4 protein-coding genes and 1 other RNA gene are annotated in these 3831 nt (G+C 68.5%); all 5 read right to left on the reverse strand.

Annotation, left to right across the window (positions count from 1 at the left end):
- Positions 1-275, reverse strand: an RNA gene (gene rnpB / locus Q8L83_RS18410) — RNase P RNA component class A; the annotation flags it as partial.
- A gap of 44 nt (positions 276-319) precedes the next feature.
- Positions 320-928 (reverse strand): FMN-binding negative transcriptional regulator, encoded by a 609-nt coding sequence (locus Q8L83_RS18415; RefSeq protein WP_305289591.1) that lies wholly within the window; start codon positions 926-928, stop codon positions 320-322.
- Complete coding sequence (locus tag Q8L83_RS18420) at positions 928-1647, reverse strand: N-acetylmuramoyl-L-alanine amidase (protein WP_305289592.1); 720 nt, start codon at positions 1645-1647, stop codon at positions 928-930. The genes Q8L83_RS18415 and Q8L83_RS18420 overlap by 1 nt, the downstream gene beginning before the upstream one ends.
- A 4-nt stretch (positions 1648-1651) precedes the next feature.
- Positions 1652-2545 (reverse strand): DMT family transporter, encoded by an 894-nt coding sequence (locus tag Q8L83_RS18425; RefSeq protein WP_305289594.1) that lies wholly within the window; start codon positions 2543-2545, stop codon positions 1652-1654.
- Between the two features lie 88 nt (positions 2546-2633).
- Complete coding sequence (locus Q8L83_RS18430) at positions 2634-3779, reverse strand: acyl-CoA dehydrogenase family protein (RefSeq protein WP_305289596.1); 1146 nt, start codon at positions 3777-3779, stop codon at positions 2634-2636.
- Positions 3780-3831 lie beyond the last annotated feature (52 nt).

Below are 3831 nucleotides of genomic sequence, written 5' to 3' on the forward strand. Positions count from 1 at the left end.
CGCCTCAGGCCAACGACGGCCCTACCGGCTTGCGCCGGCGCGGAATCCCTATTCGGTCTTGCTCCTGGCGGGGCTTGCCGTGCCGTCGACGTCGCCGCCAACGCGGTGCGCTCTTACCGCACCCTTTCACCCTTACCTCTCATGAAGAGAGGCGGTTTGCTTTCTGTGGCGCTTTCCCTGGGGTCGCCCCCGGCGGGCGTTACCCGCCGCCATGTCGTCGTGGAGCCCGGACTTTCCTCGACCGCCGAAGCGGCCGCGGCCGCCCAGCCGTCTGATCCGCGGCGATCAGTGGGCGCAGGGTCGCCCGCGGTCAAGGGTGTCAATCGGTGGGAATACGTCCCATTCGCCGCGCGACAGGGTGATCGGCGAGCGCAGCCGCCACCCGAGCCCGCTCGTCGGCCGGCTTGTTCTGCGAAAGCTTGAACGTGCCTTCCAGGCGATGGGGCCGCAGCCGGAAGCCCTGGATGCCAGCCAGCATCGCCTCGAAACGACCGGGCGACATCTTGTGTCGCGTCCAGGGGGCCTTCGGCGCCAACCTCGCCTCCTCCTGGGCCGACAGATCGTCCAGCAGGGCCACAAGCCCCACCTCGTCGAGGGAGGCGACCTCTCCCTCCGCCTCGACGCTGAGATAGTTCCAGGTCGGGACCTGGTCGGCCGCCGCATACCAGTCGGGGCTCACATAGGCGTCCGGCCCCTGAGACACCGCCAGCGCCACAGCGCCGCGCGCGAAAGCCGCCGTCAGGGCGTTGTTGCGCGAAAGGTGGAAGTCCAGCGCGATCCCCTCCCCGTCCGTGCGCGGGATGACGGGCGTATGGGCCACGCGATGGCCTGCCTCACAAACAGCGAACACCGCCATGAGGGGATGGGCGGCGAGGTGCGCCAAGATCGCCTCGGTATCCCCCACCCGGAAGGGCGCGGCCGGATGCATCAGGCCTGGGCCCGCAGGAGGGCGATCAGCCGGGCGCGGGTCTCGCCGTCGGCGATCCCATCCACCTGATGGGGTCGCCAATGGCGCTGGAAGGCGCTGACAACGGTGGTGGTGGCGCTGTCGAACTGTCCGGACGGCGGGCACTCATAGCCCAGCCGCGTCAGGCCAGCCTGGAAGGCGAACACGCCTGCCCCTTCGGCGCCCTCCGCCAAGGGCGCGCCGGGGGCGGGATCGGGCTCCACCCACAGGCCGTGGCCAGCCTGCGCCAAGGTCTTCCAGGGAAAGAGCTCGCCAGGATCGATCTTGCGGGCCGGGGCCACGTCGGAATGGGCGATGATGTCGCCGTCGGCGATCATCCAGCGGGTGCGGATGTCGGCGGTCAGCGCGATGACCGCAGCGATCTGGGCGTCCGGAAAGGGTCGATAGCCGAACTCGTGGCCCGGATTGACGATCTCGATCCCGATTGAGCGGCCATTGATGTCGCGCTCGCCCTTCCAGAACGAGACGCCGGCATGCCAGGCCCGGCGTTCCTCGGCCACCAGGGTGAAGATACGGCCGTCTTCTTCCACCACATAGTGGGAGCTGACCTTGGCCTCGGGATCGCGCAGGCGGGCGATGGCGGCCTCGCCGCTTTCCATGCCCGTATAGTGCATGACAACGATGTCCGGCGGGCCGGGACGTTCATTGAAGTTGGGCGACGGGGCGGGAATGATGTCCATGGCCCTATTCGGCGCGATTTCGCCAGGCGAGCAAGAGGGGGGCGACCTGATTGGGCCGGAGCGCGATGATCAGCACCCCGGCCAGGGCCACCGCCGTGCCGATGGCCATCTTCGGCCCGAACGGATCGCTCATGATCAGCACGCCGAGCGCGATGGTGGCCAGGGGCGTCATCAGGGTCAGCGGCGAGATCAGGTTGGCCTCATAACGCTGGATCAGGCCGTAATAGGCGGTGTGGGCGGCGACCGAGACGACGACGGCGGAAAACACCACCGCGGCGATGAACGGCCAGCCCGCGGCCTCGGCCGCAGGGATCGACGCGGGCTCCAGGAAGAAGGACAGCGCCGCCAGCGGCCAGAAGGAGGCGAAGCCCACCCAGGCCTGGAACTGCAGGGGCCGGACGCCGCCCATCTGCTTCATCATCACCGCGCCCAGCGACCCCAGGAAGGCGGCGGCGACCACGAACAGCAGGCCGGTCGAGACCACGAAGCCGCCCGGATCCCACATGACCGTGAGCGCGCCGGCCAGGGTCAGGGAAATGCCGATGCCGCGGCGCCAGCGCACGCGCTCGCCCAGCATCACCATGGAGAGCAGGGTCGTGATCGGCACGCCCAGCTGGATGACCACCGCGGCGGCCGAGGCCGTGGCGGTCTGCAGGCCGATGAACAGTAATGCGAAATTGCCGCCGCCCATCAGCAGGGCCACCACCAGCAGCCGCCAGCGCGGACGAGGCATGGGAAAGAGCCACGGCAGGGTGATCAGCGCCACCAGGGCGAAGCGCACGGCGGCATAGAACAGCGGCGGCACCGCCAGATCGGCCACCACGAATTTCGAGATGATGTTGTTGGTCGCCCAGACCAGACAGACGAGGACGATCAGAGCGAAGTCGCGCAGGGCCATGGCTGGGCCTTAAGCCCGCTTCCCAGGCGCAAGGCAAGGCGAATGCGCGCCGCCCGGACGCGAACCGGGCGGCGCGGTCGATTCAGTCTCAGGCCGCCTTGCCGAAGGACAGGGCCTCATAGCGGGCCAGGTGGTGATCGGTGGAGCCGAAGACCCCCTCGATCATGGTCGCGCGCTTGAAGTAGTGGCCGATGGCCATCTCGTCGGTGATCGCCATGCCGCCATGCAGTTGGACGGCGTTCTGGCCGACGAAGCGGCAGGCCTTGCCGATCTGCACCTTGGCCGCCGAGACGGCCTGGGCCCGCGCGTTCGCCTCTTCCGAAAGCCGGATCGTGGCCATGTAGGTCATCGAGATCGACTGTTCGAGCTGGATGAACATGTCGACCATCCGGTGCTGCAGCACCTGGAACGACGAGATCGGGACCCCGAACTGCTTGCGGGTGCGGGTGTACTCCACCGTGCCTTCCTGCAGGCGGCGCAGCACGCCGCAGGCCTCGGCGCAGGTCGCGGCGATCGCCTCGTCCATCACCTTCTCGACCAGGGGCAGGCCATGGCCCTCCGCGCCGATCAGGGCGTCGACGCCGACGGAGACGTTTTCGAAGGTCACTTCCGAGGCCCGTTGGCCATCCACCGTGGGGTAGTCCCGGGTGGTCACGCCCTTGGCGTTCTTGTCCACCAGGAAGACCGAGACGCCCTGGGCGTCGCGCTGGCCGCCGCCGGTGCGGGCGGTGACGATCAGGTGGGTGGCCCAGGGCGCGCCGATGACGACCGCCTTCTGGCCGTTGATCACATAGCCCGAGCCGTCCTTGACCGCGGTGGTCTTGAGGTCCTGCCAGGTGTAGCGGGCCTGGGGCTCGGCATAGGCGAAGGCGAAGATGGCGTCGCCGGCGATGATCTTCTCGATCAGGTCCGGGGCCCCGCCATGACCGGAATGCTTGAGGAAGCCGCCGCCGATCACCACCGTCCCCATATAGGGCTCGACGACCAGGGCTTTGCCGAACTCCTCCATGACGACCATGTTGTCCACCGGGCCGCCGCCGAGGCCGCCCAGCTCTTCGGAGAAGGGCGCGCCGAGAATGCCGAGCTCCTCGGCGAAGGCCTTCCAGACCTCCGGCCGCCAGCCGGCCTCGCTGCGGATCGCCGCCCGGCGGGCGTCGAAGGCGTAGTTGTCAGCCAGATAGCTCGCGACCGTGTCGCGCAGCATCGACTGTTCGTCTGTGAAGCTGAAGTCCATGGAGAAATCTCCTTATCAGAGCCCCTCCCCCTTGCGGGGAGGGGTTGGGGCG

The sequence above is a fragment of the Phenylobacterium sp. genome, from assembly GCF_030680185.1.
Taxonomy (GTDB): Bacteria; Pseudomonadota; Alphaproteobacteria; order Caulobacterales; family Caulobacteraceae; genus Phenylobacterium.